The sequence below is a fragment of the Aquimarina penaris genome (assembly GCF_040786285.1).
Lineage (GTDB): Bacteria > Bacteroidota > Bacteroidia > Flavobacteriales > Flavobacteriaceae > Aquimarina.
In genome coordinates this window covers 206,771-223,261 of the sequence record NZ_JBFMKQ010000002.1, presented here as the reverse complement: position 1 = coordinate 223,261, position 16,491 = coordinate 206,771, and the positions used below count along the sequence as shown (strand labels likewise).

Genomic DNA, 16,491 nt, shown 5'->3' with positions numbered 1-16,491 from the left:
CATGATTAAAAGATTCTACATACTCGCCCTGGTAGTGCTTCTTTCCTCTTTTGGTTTGAATGCCCAAACCCTATTCTGTAACTTTGGTACTGTGCAAATACATGATCAAGGGCAAGTTGGTTTTCATATTGATGTTGTCAATAATGGAACTTTTGATCAAAATCTGGGATTGGTTGGTTTTTATAACCCAAATGGAGGTTTAAATGTCTCTGGTAGTAACCGCCCTGTATTTTATGATTTGGATATCGATGTACGAGATGAGCTTTTCCTCGATGTTGCTGTTGGTGTAACTAATTTTCAGGAATTCATTAACGGACGTGTTGAAACCCCAAGAGATAGACCTAATGTATCTTTAGATTATATTAACGACACACCCTATTTAGGAGAAAATGATGATCGTTTTGTTGATGGGTATGCTACGATTACTGGTCTTTTGGATTTTACCTTCCCAATAGGCGATGATTTTAGATTAAGGCCCATGAGTATTCAAAGTCAGGCCGCTGTTAACACTGCAAGAGGTGCCTATTTCTTTGAAGACCCAAATGCTCCAAACTTTTTCTCAGAAAATTTTAATACCGATATATTTTCAAACACCTTGTTTGGGGTAAGTCAATTCGAATTCTGGGATCTCGATGGAGATATAGAAACCCGAGTAACGCTAACCTGGGATGATAATAGTAATATCCCAACTTTGGTAGATGACCTAGAAGATCTTAGAGTAGTAGGATGGGATCCGACTCTAGAGCAGTGGGTTAACCTAGGTAATTTTGCAGCATCGGGAGATTTAAATAATGGTGCTATCACTTCAGAACTCTTTATCCCAGATAATTATGTCATCATCACTTTTGGAACTTCTGATCTTATACTCGATGGTGATCTTGAAATCTTTACTGCCGTATCACCAAATGGAGACGGATTTAATGACACTTTTATTATTCAGGGTATAGCACAATTTCCCAATAACGAGCTCTCCATTTTTAATCGATGGGGTGTAGAGATCTATAATAAAAAAGGATATGATAACTCTTGGGGCGGTATTTCTGAAGGTCGAGCTACCATTGCCAAAGGAGAAGAATTACCCGTAGGTACGTATTATTACGTTTTAAAAATTGAAGGTCAAAAAGATCGCGCCGGATATCTTTATATCAATAGATAACCTCATTCTACACTAATATTATTGTTTTTAGATATGTAAAACTATCTATAATGACATGAAAACACCCTTCAAAAATCATTTTACAGGATATAAAAGTCAAAAATAATACTATTTACCCCTTACGCAAAAAACATTATTTTTTGAAATAATCCCTGTAATTACGGTTTCCCTCAACGGTAATGACAATATATTTATTTATCTTTGAACCATAGTTGATACCTAATCGTCAAAATTGTAGTCAACAGAAATTCTTACTTACTAATTACCCCTATATTATTTAAAAATACATTAGAAAACGTGCTTTTCTATACCTTACTACTATGCATATCATCCAACCATATGTAATAGTATTGGCTATAGCAAAAGGTGCGATACAAATTGCTATACAATGTTTAGTACAAAAAGTTATATAGGGAGTATATCTAGAAAAAAAGGTCTTGTTCTGGTTCTTTTACTATTTCCTATTTTTCAAATATACTCTCAAACAGCCACCGTAAGTATAGAAGTTACATGGCCCAATTTTGCTGAAGAAAATGCTGCTCAAATTCGAAGTATAGACAATGCTACAATTTTTTATACCGATTGTGTCGGAGGGCTTGGAGCCCCAACATGTAATCAAACTACGAATCAAGATCTTTCGTATACCAATACAGGCTCTGTAGTCCTAAATTATGGAGGGTATAACTTAATTCTTTTTGATTCTTTTAACGATGGATGGAATGGAGCATCGAGTATACGCGTATTTGTAGATGGAGTTTTGGTTGTCGATGAGGATTTAGCAAATGGCGCAAGTCCAAGATTAATAGGGTTTTCGGTTTTTGACACCTCTGTGACCCAAAATCCTCCACTCACCATATTTGATCAATTTAACGGGTACTATGATTATGCAGTCTCTGGCGGAACTTTAAGAACTAGTGATACCGACCCTTGTGCAATCACTACGGCTTCATCAAATACATTAACAACTCCAATTCCTGCAGGTGCCACCATTGAAAAAGCATACTTATTCTGGGCACATTCCAACTATACTGTAGATACTAACGTTACTTTTGAAGGGCAAAATGTAACCGCAGACGTAGTTAATCAATATGCTGTGAGTCAAATATCATTTTTTGGAATGGTGAGTGATGTAACCTCGATCATACAAGGTATTCCCGATCCTTCTGCGAATACATACAACTTTAGCGATTTAAATGTGGACAACACAAACAATACAGGTTTCTTTTGTGGCTCTACTACACTAGGCGGATGGAGCCTGATGATATTTTATACAGAACCGTCACTCCCGGCTTCCCGAATTAATTTATATAACGGATTTAACGGGTTGCAAAATGCAAATACTAGTTTTACCATAGATAACTTCTTTGCTATTAGTAGTGCCGGGGCTAAAACATCTGTGCTAAGTTGGGAAGGAGATCAAGCTTTTTCTGGAGGTGAAGATATATCTATAACCACCAGTTTAAATCCAACTCCCGTTTCTTTAAAAGGTGATGGAGACAATATTGGTCTTACAGAAAATCCGTTTAATTCTACCATTTTTGACAATACCACAGGAACTACAGTAAATAACACAACTTCTTATGGTTTAGATTTAGATACTTATAATATTGCTTCTCTTATTGCAGTAGGAGATACAAGTGTAACTACAAATGTTGATGTAGGCGGTGATATTGTTATACTTAACGCTGTAGCGATAAAAGTTACCAGTAATTTGATTGTGGGCAATGTCTATGAAGATGTTAACTACCCAGGAGGATCAGGACGCGATCTTGCAACCTCTTCGGGTGCTCCTATAGAAAATGCCACAGTAGAATTATATGATAGTTCTGGAAACCTTGAGTTAATTGCTACCACAGATAGTACTGGAGAGTATGTTTTTGCTGGAATGGCCGATGGTGATTATACCGTTAGAGTAGTCAACAACACCGTTAGATCAACAAGAGGAGGAGGAACAGCTTGTACAACCTGTTTACCCATACAAACTTTTAGAAGAAATTACACAGCCAGCACATTAAGTGATGTAGCCAATGAAGTGGGTGGAGCAAACCCTTTAAATGAAGATCCCGGAGCAGTAACAACTATAGGGGACCCCTTACCTGCAGGAGCGCAAACCCTTTCTTCTGTTTCTATTAGTGGAGAAGGTGCCGTGGATTTGGATTTTGGTTTTAATTTCAACACGATCGTTAACACCAATGAAGACGGACAAGGATCACTAGAACAATTCATTCTCAATGCTAACAATCTAGATGAAACAGGATTGGATATTGAAGCACACCCAAATGATATCACCCTGGATCCTAATGCTGGAGAAGACACCTCAATATTTATGATTCCGACAAATACCGATCCTTTAGGAAGAACAACAGACCCCAGATACAATACTACCGATGGTTATTTTGATATCTTAACAACTATAAATTTATCTGCAATAACAGGTGCCAATACCAAAATAGATGGAAGAACACAGACTGCATATTCTGGAAACACAAATACTGGAACCATTGGTTCTGGCGGCACTACCGTAGGTACTACATCGGTTACTTTGCCAGCCTATGATTTACCCGAAATACAGGTACAACGAGATGGAAATGGGTATGCTATTGATATACAAGCCAACAATGCCACCGTAAGAAACATAGCAGCATTTGCCAATGGAAATAGTGGAGATGGGATACGGGTAACCTCGGGAACTGGCATAACCGTACAGGCCAATATAGTGGGCACAAATGCAATTGGTACCCTTGTAGGAAATACAAGAAATGGAATTCGAATAAATGGCGGAACTTCTACCATTACCGAAAATTATATTGCTCAAACTAGACTTAGGGGGATTAGAGTAAATAACAACGATACCCCAACCAGTTCTATAACATTAAATCATCTAACAGCTAATGGTAGTAACACATGCAATAATAGCAGCAATATTCGAGTAAGCGGTGGCACTCTGATTGAAATACAAAATAACTTAATCGAAAATGCCGGGGCTTTCGGCATTAATCACACCGCCGGAACTGTTACTATTACAGATAATACCATAACGACGTCTGGTCAAAATGCAGGATGCAATAATGATTCTGGTATTAGATTAAATGCAAGTAACTCCTCTGTTTCTAGCAATATAATTAATACCAACAATGGATCAGGAATTGTAATCACTGGTGGAACAACCTCTGGTAACTTGATCTCTCAAAATTCGATTTATAATAATGGATCGGCAACTAATTTATCGTTAGGAATTGATATTAATGATGATGGTGTTACTATAAATGACAGTGGCGATGGAGATACTGGTCCGAATGGCCGTCTCAATTTTCCGATTATAGAATCTGCCGCCGTTGCTGGAGGTAGGATACGAGTTATAGGATGGGTTGGTGCAGGTGCAATCGTTGAGTTTTTCTTAACCGATATTGATCAAGGAACAGCCGTTGCCGGAAATAATCAAATTGGGGGAGTTTCTCGAGATTATGGCGAGGGGCAAGTATTTATTGGGTCTGCAATAGAAGGATCTGGTGCAGATAATAGTGCCGCATCTTCGACATATAACGATGTTGATGGAAACACAGATACCACTAATAGGTTTGATTTCATGATTACATTACCTTCTGCAATACCAGCAGGTAGTATCATAACGGCCACAGCAACTGTATCTAATACTACTTCAGAATTTGGAAGCATCTATGCCGTTAGAGCAGGTAGTATCGTTACCAATAGAAATATTACGTTTCGGGTAAAATCAAATTAATTGAAGAACTAAAGCTTCTTCACAAAATGATGCGCCCATATTTCGTAACCTTCATTTAAATAAAATTTATGAGAAGGATAATTAGAAACATAACTATTTAATTCTGAAGTTTCGCAACCTTTACTCTTTGCATACTCATATATCCATGCAAATACCTTCTTCCCTATACCCTTTCCTTGGTAAGTATCATCGATATACACATGATCAGGCTCGCAAGAACGACCTACATAGTGCCTTGTCATAAACCATAAACCAAATATTCCAATCTGTTTTTCGTCTAGATACACTCCCCAACATTCATAATTCTGATCAAACATTTCGGCAAACCGCTCCATTAAAACTTCATCTGAAAATTGATTGTTCATTAGTTTTTGAATTAACGGAAGAGATACAGGAAAGTCCTCTTTTAAAATTTTGTGAAATGCTAAATCCATATGATGCTTTTCTGCAAAAATAATTATACATTTATCTCAAAGATGTAAAGAATTCTTAAAAAAATATAAAATCATAAGAATGAAAGAAAAATCAGGAAAAATACAGGATCTGATCGATAAAAAATTTTTAGAAGAGCGTAGTGTATTCCTTTGGGGTCAGGTAGATGATAAATCGGCGAAGCATGTTATTGACAGGCTCATGTACCTGGATATGATAAGTGATAAAGAAATTAAACTGTACATCAATAGTCCTGGTGGATATGTTACGTCTGGATTTGCGATGTATGACACCATAAAAAGCTTAAAAAGCCCCGTATCTACTATATGTACGGGACTAGCAGCTTCTATGGGGTCTATCCTTCTTAGTGTAGGCGAAAAAGGACGTAGGTTTATACAACCGCATGCTAAAGTAATGATTCATCAACCTAGTGGTGGTGCCAGAGGTCAGGCTTCGAATATTGAGATTCAGGCAGCCGAAATTCTTAAAACCAAAGAATTGAGCGCGCAGATTCTTGCAGACAACTGTGGACTGGATATGGAGAAAGTATTAAAAGATTTCAATCGTGATTATTGGATGGATGCAGATGAATCACTAGCATATGGTATTGTTGATGGAATCTTAAAATAAGATTTCGCTACCAAAAATATATTTTTAATCAAAACTTTATGTTGAGACGAGATTTCATGGAAATTAGTGCTTTGGGAGTTCTAGGACTTTCATTATCCTCATTTTCTATATCACAATCAGAATTCTCAAAAGAAGATTTAATGGGTAAAGGAAATCCCTTGCTATACGGTGAGGGATTCAAACTCAGAAAAGAAGCGTATGATGCCTTTTTAAGAATGAAAGCAGAAGCTTCGAAAAGTGGATTTAAAATAAAAGTGGTTTCGAGCTATAGAAATTATGCTCATCAAAATCGAATTTGGGAACGTAAATACAAAAAATTCACCACAGAAGGATTATCTCCTATTGACGCCATTAAAAAAATCATAGAATATTCCACAATTCCAGGGACATCAAGACATCATTGGGGTACCGATATCGATATCGTAGATGGCAATGCACCCCAACCCAAAGGGTTACTTCTTGCAGAAAATTTTGAAGGTAATGGACCATTCTGTAAATTCAAGGAATGGATGGATGTACATGCCAATTCATTTGGGTTTAAACTAGTCTATACAGACAAAAAAGATAGGAAAGGTTTTAAGTATGAACCTTGGCATTACTCCTATGCCCCACTCTCTATCCCTATGCTCAAAGCCTATCAAAAACTTGATATTACCAATGAACTCAAAGAAGTTAACTTATTAGGAAGTGATTTTTTTACCAAAGATTTCATTGATTTATACATTAAAGAAAACATTTCTGATATTAATCCAGAATTATTGTAATCTAAATACTAAAATAATTCTATTTTAGTTATATAATCGAAAACCCCATGATAATGAAAACTACTTTAACACACTATTTATGCATTTTTGTGCTATCCATTATTACATTTTCTTGTTCAAATGATGATGCACAGCCGATAATACCACAAGGCAATACCGACCAACCCGTTGATACACCGAGTGAAGTTTCTATTACCGATGAAATATTCACGTTAGTTAATGTACATCGATTAAGCCAAGGCCTACCTGTTTTAGAAAAAAATAATACTGCAGATGCATTAGCTGCAGAACATTCACGATATATGATTGGCCAAGGTCGTATTAGTCATGATAATCGTGACTCAAAATTCGCAACATTACAAGAAAATGAAAATGCCACGAGATTTGCAGAAAATGTTGCTGCAGGACAAACATCTGCACAATCGGTAATGACTGCATGGCTTAATAGTACTGGACATAGAGAAAATATTGAAGGTGATTATACACATATAGGTATTGCTGCCATAAAAGATCAAAATGGAAGTTATTACTATACACAAATTTTTTATCGCTAAACTATGCAAACTCAACTATGCTAGTTAGCACTAATTTCGTTCGATAATTAAGAACGACACCTCTAGTAGTTGCTTACTAAAAAGTGTTTTAAACATTTTATTAGTAAGCAACTTTTTTATTTCTTAACTTTAAATATTAATCCTAATTATATTTTCATGAGACGTGGTGGCTTAAAAATCCGGATATTAATTGGTTTAGCAATCGTGGCTTTTGCATTTTTTAAAAAATGCAACAATAAAACCTTGAATCCGTATACAGATCGGGTACAAAATATTAATATGACCAGTGATCAAGAAATTGCAATTGGATTGCAAAGTGCCCCACAAATGGCGCAACAACATGGAGGCCTTTACCCCGATCAAAAATTACAAAGCTATATTGATATGATCGGAAATAAGCTAGTAAATTCGAGCATGGCTAAACAGACGCCATATAAATATGAGTTTCATCTACTTGCAGATCCCAATACAATTAATGCTTTTGCATTGCCTGGCGGACAAATATTTATCACCTATGCGCTTTTATCTAAACTAGAAAACGAAGATCAGGTTGCTGGTGTATTAGGGCATGAAATTGGTCATGTTTTAGGTAGGCATTCTGCCGAAAGAATTGCCGAGCACGATTTCTGGAAAACAATATCTACGGGGGCTTCTGTAGGTGCAGATGCAGGAGGAATTGTAAACAGTATCGGGCAAAACGTTCTATTAGGGAATGGTCGCGATGATGAATTAGAGAGTGATAAACTGGGCGTGTTGTTTATGATTAATTCAGGATATAACCCAAAGGAAATGATAGGTGTGATGAAAATTTTAAAAGCTGCCGCCGGACCCAATCGTACTCCAGAATTTCAGAGTACACATCCTGATCCAGAAAATCGAATTGAAAAAATTAACGAAGCCATCAGAGAATATAGTAAATAAAAAAGCCTGATTGCTTACACAACCAGGCTTTGCGAATATAAGCTCTATATAGGGCTATCTATTACGATAATTCTTCTAGAAGTGCTATAGCTTCTTTAGCATTGGATAATTTTGCAAATTTCATTGCATTATACCCTTTGCTATCCTTAGTTTTGATATTAGCACCTTTTTCTACAAGTAGCTTAATAATATCTACACGATTATATCGTGCCGCGAACATTAAAGGAGTCATCCCATTGGATTTCTTATTAACATCGCTACCTAAATCGATTAATTTTTTAACAGTTTCTGTATCTCCTTTTACAATAGCCATACAAAATGGACTGGTTTGTACAGTGACAAGATCGTAATTGTGATTATCATAATTCACATTACTAGTTTCTGTAGCGAAGCTTACCGATGAAATAAGAACAACCGCTAGGGTAAATAACAAAGTTTTTTTCATGATGAATGAATTTAAAAATTAATTAACTTATTAGTTCATATTAAATAAGACCCATGAATCATCTGTTTTGTTACACTTAAAGACTCAAATAACAGAACTTTAACCTTTATATAACAAAATTTTTAACCAAAAACACTTCGTTAAACAGCTGATTCATTAGGAATTAAATCACTACACTTCGTATTGGCTTTTTTTTCCGTATTTTTTTACATCACAAATAAATTACATTATTCATAAAAATTACTGCGAAATCATAAGGATAACCTATTCTTAAACTTCCATACACAAATTCGTTAATAGTTTCATAAAAACCGCGTACTAATAAACTTAAGAAAACACATATACAACAGAGGAATAACCTCTCTTTTTTGCCAGCTTATTCTCGAAGTTGTAACTTTGCGCCTTATCTCATTTTGAGATTATTTTTATTAAACAACAACCAACCAAAAACTCTAATTAAGAACATTTTATGAATAAGAAAGTAATCTTGATGATCCTGGATGGATGGGGTATGTCTCCAGATCCTAAAGTCTCTGCCATAGATAATGCAAAAACTCCTTTTGTCGACAGTTTATATACCAAATATCCCAATGCTTCCTTGCGAACAGATGGTTTACATGTAGGGTTACCCGATGGGCAAATGGGAAATAGTGAAGTTGGACATATGAACCTTGGTGCCGGTAGGATTGTATATCAGGATTTGGCTAAGATTAATTTAGCTATTAAAAATGATACGCTAAAAGATGAATCTGCACTTATTGATGCATTTCAATACGCTAAAAAAAATAGTAAAAATGTTCATCTTCTTGGTTTAGTAAGTGATGGTGGTGTTCATTCGCATATCAATCATATCAAAGGGTTACTTAGCGCGGCAAATTCTGAAGGGCTAGAAAACATATTTCTTCATGCATTTACCGATGGGCGCGATGTGGACCCTAAATCTGGTAAAAAGCATATCAAAGACATCCAGGAACATATGTCAAAAACCACTGGTAAACTAGCTTCAGTTATTGGTCGATATTATGCAATGGATAGAGATAAAAGGTGGGAACGTGTAAAACTCGCATACGACCTCTTGGTTAACGGAATCGGAGAAACTACAGAAAATGCACTAGACAGTATTCAGAAAAGTTATGATGATAATGTAACCGATGAGTTTATTAAACCTCTACTACTACAAGAAAATAATACTCCGGTAGCTACCATACAGGAAGATGACGTTGTTATCTTCTTTAATTTCAGAACAGATCGTGGAAGAGAGCTTACCGAAATGCTATCACAAAACGATATGCACGAATACAATACGCACAAACTACCATTATATTATGTAACGATGACTAACTATGATGACACTTTTAAAGGCATCAAAGTGGTATATGATAAAGAAAATATAACCGAAACACTAGGAGAAGTATTATCTAAAGCCGGAAAAAAACAAATTCGTATTGCAGAAACCGAAAAATATCCGCACGTTACCTTTTTCTTTTCTGGTGGACAAGAAGAACCTTTTGAAGGTGAAACAAGAATTCTACGAAATTCTCCAAAAGTTGCCACTTACGATCTAAAACCAGAGATGAGTGCATACGAACTAAGAGATGCTTTGGTTCCTGAATTACAAAAAGGCGAGGTAGATTTTGTTTGCCTTAATTTTGCTAATGGTGATATGGTAGGACATACCGGAGTAATGGAAGCTGCCATAAAAGCATGTGAAGCTGTTGATGTTTGCGTACATGATGTAGTGAGCACAGGACTTGCAAATGGTTATTCTACTTTGTTGATTGCAGATCACGGTAATTGTGAAACTATGATTAATCCAGATGGCACTTCGCATACTGCACATACTACCAACCCTGTTCCTTTTATCTTCATAGACCATGATCAAATTAATATAAAAGATGGTGTTTTAGGAGATATTGCACCTACAATTTTAGAATTAATAGGGGTTGATAAACCAGATGCGATGACACAGGAGTCACTACTAAAAAACTAATTTTGTTAAACTACTTTTAAAGTACTACAGTTGGCTTAGTCTTTGTACTATATTCGTTTAAAAGCTATCTTTTACTGCAATGAAAAAAGTACTTTTAATTTTTGTTTCTTTGTTATTAAATGCCTTTATAAGTGCTTCGTTCACTGTAAACACTGATGGTTCTACAGAAAAAACTAATAATGAAGCTCAAGAAAAGGACTCAAATGGTGAAATAGAACAGTCAAAACCCGATATTTTGGTAGGAAAACATGACAGAAAGACTTTAGAACAAGAACCGTTTGGAAGCTGGTTTAATTCAAACTATAAAGAGTATATAGTAGATACAGAAACTGTAGAAAAAATATCGCCATATCTTAAAAATGTATCAATCAAAGCTTTTATGGGTACCTGGTGCGCAGATAGCAAAAGAGAAACTCCTGCTTTTTATAAGATTCTGGATGATGCAAAATTCGAATATCAAAACCTTGAGTTAATAACAGTAAGCAGAGCAAAAAAAACTCCCGAAAGGTTCGAAAAAGGCTTAGATATTAAACATGTACCTACATTTATATTCTACAAGGATGGGAAAGAAATAGGCCGTTATGTTGAATTTGCCAGAGAAACTCTCGAAAAAGATATGCTCGCTATTATATCAGGAACACTGTACAAACATTCGTACGAGGATTAAATTATATATCTTAATATTCTTTGTAAATTTGCCAACCTTATAATTAGGATTTTATGATCATTGTAAAGACACGTGAAGAAATAGAATTGATGCGAGAAAGTGCATTAGTTGTTTCCAAAACTTTAGGAATGTTAGCTTCTGAGGTTAAGCCAGGAGTTACTACCTTACATTTAGATAAACTTGCTGAAGAATTTATAAGAGATCATGGTGCTATCCCAGGATTTTTAGGACTGTATGATTTTCCAAACACATTATGCATGAGCCCTAACGCACAAGTGGTTCATGGGATCCCTAATAATACTCCATTAGAAGAAGGCGACATTATATCTATTGATTGTGGTGCTATCAAAAATGAATTTTACGGGGACCATGCGTATACTTTTCCAGTAGGAGAAGTATCTGAAGAAGTAGAACGTTTACTTCGTATTACCAAAGAGTCCTTATATGTAGGTATCGCTGAATTAAAAGTTGGAAAACGAGTTGGTGATGTGGGCTATGCTATCCAGAAATTTACTGAAGAAGCAGGCTATGGAGTTGTTAGAGAACTTGTTGGTCATGGTTTAGGTCGTAAAATGCATGAAGATCCAGAAATGCCTAATTATGGACGTCGCGGTAGAGGAAAAAAACTTATCGAAGGTATGGTCGTTGCTATAGAACCTATGACTAATATGGGCACGCATCGCATCAAACAATTGCGTGATGGATGGACCATTCTTACTGCCGATGGTAAACCTAGTGCACATTTTGAACACGATGTAGCTATTGTAGATGGTAAACCAGAGATTCTTTCTACTTTTAAATATATCTACCAGGCTCTGGGTATCGAATCTGATGAAGAAGATGCGTTTAGACAAGAAGCATTAACGGTTTAGTGATTTGTCATAGAATACCTCGTGTAACTTCAGATCATGAAAAAACTTTTTAAATTTATATTAAACACCATTCCCAGGCCATTATTAATTCGATTGAGTTATGTAGCCAGACCTATTATTTCTCTGTTTTTAAGAGGAAACACCTATACAGACCCCATAGACGGAAAAAGTTTTTCTAAATTCTTACCTTATGGATATGGTCAACAAAGAGACAATGTATTGTCACCTTCTACTCTATCCCTAGAACGACATCGATTACTTTGGTTATATCTAAAAGGGGAAACTAATTTTTTTATAACCCCCGCAAAGGTATTGCACTTTGCCCCAGAGCAGGCTTTTTATAAACGATTTAGAAAGCTAAAACATCTCGATTACACGACTACAGATCTTAATTCGCCTTTGGCAGATGTAAAAGCAGATATCTGTAACCTCCCATTTGAAGATGATCAATACGATATCATTTTTTGTAACCATGTGCTAGAACATATCCCAGACGATACTAAGGCTATGCAAGAGCTATTTAGAGTCTTAAAACCTGGCGGAATGGCAATTTTACAGATTCCACAGGACCTAAATCGTGAAACCACTTTTGAAGATGATTCGATTACCGACCGTGCTGAACGGGCAAAGATTTTTGGGCAATACGATCATGTAAGAGTATATGGTAGAGATTATTTCGAAAAGCTAAGATCAATAGGTTTTAAAGTTGAAGAAGTCGATTACACGAATACACTAAAGGAAGAAGAAGTAACAAAATATTGTCTCGCTCCCGGAGAAATCTTACCAGTTTGTTATAAACCTTGATTGCTCTTTTTTATCTTATTTTAAATTTACAAAAGTACCTATAACAGTTAATTTTAGTATTACCTTATCTTTTTTAGTTTCTTTGTTAGTATTTTTAATAAAAATTTTACAACTATTTATCTAGTTAAATAATGCAACTACATACAAATCTTCTATCAGTAAAAACAATAATTACAATATCATTGATTTTACTATTTAATCCCCTACAAGCTCAAACAATAAAAGATACGATATTAGCATCTCAATACTACAAAAAGGGAGATTCAATTTATAGTCTGGGAAAATACTTTGAAGCTATCGAAGACTATAAAAAAGCGATAGTTATATATCAAAAAGCTCGTGTTTGGGAAAAAGTTGCATTTGGTTACAATAGTATATCCTATGCTCAATTTTCAACTTCAGAATATAAAAAAGCCCTATCAAATGCACAAAAAGCTCTAAGAATCAGTACCACATCCATCCCTAAAAGTAATAAAGAAGAAGCTACTGCATACGATAATATAGGACGCTATTATATGTTTATCGTTTCTGATTACGATACTGCACAGCAAAAGTTTGAAAAAGCACTATCTATTAGAAAAAAAACACTTCCCAAAAACGATTATAGCTTTAAAAGGTCATATTATCACCTAGGGCACCTTTACCTGAAAAAGGCCATGTATAATAAAGCATTAAAATATTTTAAAGAAGTTTTATCTTTAGAAATACGCAATGGGAAAAGCCAAATACAAATTGCAGAGTCTTATGTAAATATTAGCAGAATTTATTATGCTATAAGTGAATATGATAAATTTCGATATTATTCAGAAAAGGTCTTAAACATTCGAATCAATACCTTAGGAAAAAATCATATAGAAGTTGGTTATGCCTATGGTAATATGGGGCTTGCTAATCATGTAGAAGGTAATTATGAAAAAGCCTTATATTATTATGAAAAAAGTTTTGCTATAGAGGTTAAATCTTCTGGAGAGAATAGTATTCAAGCAATTAATCATTACATAAATACTGGAACTCTTTATAAACGAACTGGAAATTATGATAAAGCACTGCAATATGCAAAAAAAGCACTAGCTACCAGGATCAACATACTAGGGAAAGATCATATTGATGTTGCTCAATCTTATGGACAAGTTGGAGAAATTCTTCATAAAAAAGGATTAAACAGCGATGCATTAAATTATTTCGAAAAAGGGTTAGCAATATATATCAATGCTTTTGGGAATAATCATCCAGAAATTACAGACACATATATTAGATTTGGAAATGTTTACCAAGCCCAAAAACAATATCACAAAGCATTAGAGTATTATGAAAAAGCCTTAACAATTGAAACTAACACTATTGATGTAGTCGATTTTAATATTGCAAACTTGTATAATGACATAGGCCAAGTTTATCTATTACAAAAACAATATAACAAAGCGTTAACATATTATACAAAATCCTTGGATATAAGATTAAAGATGACCTATCATGATTCTAATCTTGTGTTAAACTATAATTCTACTGGAGAAGTTTTTGAAAAGAAAAAAGCTTATAACAAGGCTTTGTTTCATTACAAAAAAGCCTTATTAGCAAATTTAAAGACTAATGCAGGTACTGTTAAAAAAAACACTTTAGATCCTAACCGATATAAAGATTTAAATTTGCTTTTAAGCACTCATAAACTAAAAGCAAGAACATTAATTAGTAAATATCAGGATAGTAAAAATCAGAATGATCTTACAACAGCAATTACAACATATCAATATGCAGATTCTTTAATCAATATAATGCGGCAAACAATAGATTATTATGAGGACAAAATAATATTTGCAAAAGAAAGTCAGGAAATTTATAGTGATGCTATAAATACAAATCTTTTAATGCATAAAACAACGCAAGACGATAAATTTCTTAACAAAGCTTTTTACTATGCCGAGAAAAATAAATCCAATACATTAAAAGAACTATTAATACAATCCAATGCCAAAAACTTTTCTGAATTTTCTACCGACATTATTACATTAGAGAAGGACCTAAAAACCAATCGTGCCTTTTACCAATCTAAAATAAGTGAAGAACAATTTAAGCAACCTTTGGATACTATAAAAATCCTAAAATATGAAAACAAATTATTTGATATAGGCAGAAGACAAGACTCTGTAAATCAAATTATAGAAAAAAACAATCCCAAGTATCATCAATTAAAACATAAAAACAATATCATATCGGTTGCAGAAATTCAAGAAAAACTTGATAAACACACTACAATGATAGAGTTTTTTACAACTGATAGCATTACCTATGCTTTTACTATTTCAAAAATTGCCATCACTGTAAATAAGTTACAAATCCCTCAGTTAGCTAAAAAAACACAGCAATTACATAATGCAATCACCTTAACAAATACAAAGGAATACAAAAGATTAGCTTATCTGTTGTACAAAGAACTTATAGCACCAATCTCTAATAAATTTATTGGAAACCAGTTGATAATTATACCAGATGGATCTCTTTGGCATCTTAATTTTGATCTATTGCTTAGTCAAAATGATACGACTGACAATGCGAAAGAGTTTTCTTATTTACTAAAAGATTATGCAATATCTTATGCTAATTCTGCTCATCTTTTGTATACTTCTTTCAAAAGCAAACAACAGGAATCAAAAATAGCAGAAGAATGTCTTGCTTTTTCTTTTTCAGATAGTACAGCTATGACAGCTACAAATGCACTTAGGCTCTCAACTCTAAGAAATTTGGCTGACGACCTACCTGGAACCCGTAAAGAAATCAAAGCAATCTCAGAGATTATAGATGGACAATATTATTTTGGATCTCAGGCGATAGAAGCCAATTTTAAAAAAAATGCATCTCAATATAACATTCTTCATTTAGCTCTACATGGGGAGTTAGACAATGAACATCCAGAGAATTCTAAACTTTTATTTAATAAAATTCAAGACTCAATAGAGGATAATTATCTATACAGCCATGAACTTTTTGCCTTGGATATCCCTGCAGAACTCACAGTACTAAGCGCATGTAATACAGGATCTGGAAAAATAGCAAAAGGAGAAGGTATTATGAGTTTAGGTAATGCTTTTCAATATGCTGGAACCAAAAGTTTGTTACTTACCAGTTGGGAAATATCAGATCGAACAACACCTGAACTGATGACCTATTTCTATACAAATCTTAAAAAAGGAATGACTAAAAGCAAAGCTTTGCAACAAGCAAAACTAAAATACATTAATACTGCTGACAGTTTTCTTTCTGCGCCTTTTTACTGGGGCGGATTTTATTTGGTTGGAGATGCTTCGCCTATTCAATTTAAAAGTAATGCTAATTTATATTGGACAATAGGATTATTTATTCTGGGAATACTAGTATTAAGTCTACTTATATATACGCGTAAATGGAAAAAGAATTAGTAAAATACTGTCTAGCACCAGGAGAAATCTTACCGGTTTGTTGTAAACCTTGACCACACTTATCTCCAAACCATAAACAATTAGTATTCTGCTTTTTAATA

At 34.5% G+C, this 16,491-nt stretch carries 13 protein-coding genes; 11 read left to right on the top strand and 2 right to left on the bottom strand.

The window, feature by feature from the left end:
- Position 1: 1 nt before the first annotated feature.
- Positions 2-1,156, top strand: a complete 1,155-nt coding sequence (locus ABW637_RS10610) for a T9SS type B sorting domain-containing protein (RefSeq protein WP_367584661.1) — start codon at positions 2-4, stop codon at positions 1,154-1,156.
- 388 nt (positions 1,157-1,544) lie between these two features.
- A complete protein-coding gene (locus ABW637_RS10605) occupies positions 1,545-4,898 on the top strand; it encodes a beta strand repeat-containing protein (protein ID WP_367584660.1) in 3,354 nt (1,117 codons plus the stop codon).
- An 8-nt stretch (positions 4,899-4,906) separates the two neighbouring features.
- Here the strand turns inward: ABW637_RS10605 and ABW637_RS10600 are convergent, their stop codons facing one another.
- The gene (locus ABW637_RS10600) at positions 4,907-5,332 is read right to left on the bottom strand and encodes a GNAT family N-acetyltransferase (RefSeq protein WP_367584659.1); all 426 of its coding nucleotides are present in this window, start codon (positions 5,330-5,332) and stop codon (positions 4,907-4,909) included.
- 79 nt (positions 5,333-5,411) lie between these two features.
- Between ABW637_RS10600 and ABW637_RS10595 the strand changes: the two genes are divergently transcribed.
- The 4 genes from ABW637_RS10595 to ABW637_RS10580 all read left to right on the top strand — a co-directional run bounded on the left by ABW637_RS10595 (position 5,412) and on the right by ABW637_RS10580 (position 8,199).
- Positions 5,412-5,960, top strand: a complete 549-nt coding sequence (locus ABW637_RS10595) for a ClpP family protease (RefSeq protein WP_367584658.1) — start codon at positions 5,412-5,414, stop codon at positions 5,958-5,960.
- A 38-nt stretch (positions 5,961-5,998) separates the two neighbouring features.
- Positions 5,999-6,724: a M15 family metallopeptidase gene (locus tag ABW637_RS10590; protein WP_367584657.1), complete on the top strand. Its 726-nt coding sequence runs from the start codon at positions 5,999-6,001 to the stop codon at positions 6,722-6,724.
- 53 nt (positions 6,725-6,777) lie between these two features.
- A complete protein-coding gene (locus tag ABW637_RS10585; protein ID WP_367584656.1) occupies positions 6,778-7,278 on the top strand; it encodes a CAP domain-containing protein in 501 nt (166 codons plus the stop codon).
- A 156-nt stretch (positions 7,279-7,434) separates the two neighbouring features.
- Complete coding sequence (locus ABW637_RS10580; RefSeq protein ID WP_367584655.1) at positions 7,435-8,199, top strand: M48 family metalloprotease; 765 nt, start codon at positions 7,435-7,437, stop codon at positions 8,197-8,199.
- A gap of 61 nt (positions 8,200-8,260) precedes the next feature.
- Here ABW637_RS10580 and ABW637_RS10575 read toward each other — a convergent pair whose 3' ends face one another.
- On the bottom strand, positions 8,261-8,644 hold the full coding sequence (locus ABW637_RS10575; RefSeq protein ID WP_367584654.1) for an ankyrin repeat domain-containing protein: 384 nt from the start codon (positions 8,642-8,644) through the stop codon (positions 8,261-8,263).
- A 469-nt stretch (positions 8,645-9,113) separates the two neighbouring features.
- Here ABW637_RS10575 and gpmI point away from each other — a divergent pair, with 469 nt between their 5' ends.
- The 5 genes from gpmI (at position 9,114) to ABW637_RS10550 (ending at position 16,390) form a co-directional block, all read left to right on the top strand.
- The gene (gpmI, locus tag ABW637_RS10570; protein WP_367584653.1) at positions 9,114-10,634 is read left to right on the top strand and encodes a 2,3-bisphosphoglycerate-independent phosphoglycerate mutase; all 1,521 of its coding nucleotides are present in this window, start codon (positions 9,114-9,116) and stop codon (positions 10,632-10,634) included.
- Between the two features lie 79 nt (positions 10,635-10,713).
- Positions 10,714-11,301, top strand: a complete 588-nt coding sequence (locus ABW637_RS10565; RefSeq protein ID WP_367584652.1) for a TlpA family protein disulfide reductase — start codon at positions 10,714-10,716, stop codon at positions 11,299-11,301.
- A 53-nt stretch (positions 11,302-11,354) separates the two neighbouring features.
- On the top strand, positions 11,355-12,173 hold the full coding sequence (gene map, locus ABW637_RS10560) for a type I methionyl aminopeptidase (protein ID WP_367584651.1): 819 nt from the start codon (positions 11,355-11,357) through the stop codon (positions 12,171-12,173).
- 36 nt (positions 12,174-12,209) lie between these two features.
- Positions 12,210-12,977: a class I SAM-dependent methyltransferase gene (locus ABW637_RS10555; RefSeq protein ID WP_367584650.1), complete on the top strand. Its 768-nt coding sequence runs from the start codon at positions 12,210-12,212 to the stop codon at positions 12,975-12,977.
- 131 nt (positions 12,978-13,108) lie between these two features.
- Positions 13,109-16,390, top strand: a complete 3,282-nt coding sequence (locus tag ABW637_RS10550) for a CHAT domain-containing protein (protein WP_367584649.1) — start codon at positions 13,109-13,111, stop codon at positions 16,388-16,390.
- Positions 16,391-16,491 lie beyond the last annotated feature (101 nt).